The sequence below is a fragment of the Vibrio makurazakiensis genome (genome assembly GCF_050337375.1).
GTDB lineage: Bacteria > Pseudomonadota > Gammaproteobacteria > Enterobacterales > Vibrionaceae > Vibrio > Vibrio makurazakiensis.
The window spans coordinates 1-898 of sequence record NZ_JAKJSW010000466.1 but is presented as its reverse complement, the minus strand read 5'-3'; the positions used below and the strand labels follow the sequence as shown (position 1 = coordinate 898).

At 42.3% G+C, this 898-nt stretch carries 3 protein-coding genes; all 3 read right to left on the bottom strand.

Annotation, left to right across the window (positions count from 1 at the left end):
- Positions 1-80, bottom strand: an 80-nt coding sequence (locus L4C33_RS22515) for a DUF2496 domain-containing protein (RefSeq protein WP_428814592.1), incomplete at its 3' end; no start/stop codon positions are given.
- On the bottom strand, positions 73-522 hold the full coding sequence (locus L4C33_RS22510) for a primosomal replication protein (RefSeq protein WP_428814591.1): 450 nt from the start codon (positions 520-522) through the stop codon (positions 73-75). The genes L4C33_RS22510 and L4C33_RS22515, both read right to left, overlap by 8 nt.
- Before the next feature lie 103 nt (positions 523-625).
- On the bottom strand, positions 626-898 hold a 273-nt coding region (locus L4C33_RS22505), incomplete at its 5' end, for a TSUP family transporter (RefSeq protein ID WP_428814590.1).

The following is an 898-nucleotide window of genomic DNA, read 5'->3' as shown; positions in this document are numbered from 1 at the left end:
TCGAGTAAATAGATAAGATCGACCGCCAGCTTTACCTCTTCAGGTGCGTTGTCTAGTGGGGAAGTGCTTTCTTTAGTCATGGTTTCGTTTTGGGTTTTCTAAATTGATTAATTTTTCAATGTGTTGCATTGCATCTTGGCAACGCGATAACCTTTGCTGAGCAATATCTAACGCCTGTTCAGCTTGAGGCTTTAAAGCGGGCGGAGCATCTGATAACACCTGCTTTTTACTGGTAACAAGTTGCTTGAGTCGGTGACTCCAATCTTGATGTTGAGCCAAGTCATTATAAAGAGTATTGAGACTTTTACCTTCAAGGTGTCTATGGTCTTGATTATCTAAACGTAAATCTTTAGTGACCAACTCGCGTTGCAACGCCTCGATTTGATTTGCTAACCGCTCGCTAAGATGCTGCGCTCGCGCTGGTGTGAGCTTAGCGGTTTGTTGCTCATTAATTATTGTTGAGTAGGTTTTTTTTGCTTCTAAAGCACAAGGCAGTAACTTTTTAGAACGGCATTTAAACAAACTACTATCGAAAAGAGGGGCGTGGTAGCTCCCTCTTAATTCGTCAGCATAAGAGCATGTGTTGTGATGTTATCTAGCAATAATTTGAGGTCGGAAAACTGACTCATAGATTCACAAACCAAGCTTCATAAGCCAGTTTAATTGCGAGAACGCTGACAACAATGACAAATACCGGGCGAATAAACTTGGCACCAAATCTAATCGCTGAATGAGCACCGACAAAAGCGCCCGCCATTAGACAGACGCCCATGGTTAGACCCAGAACCCAGTCTATGTGGCCTAAAATCGCAAACGTAACTAGCGAGGTAAAGTTACTGGTAAAGTTCATTGCCTTGGCTAAGCCAGATGCCAATAAAATATTTAAACGATATAGAGC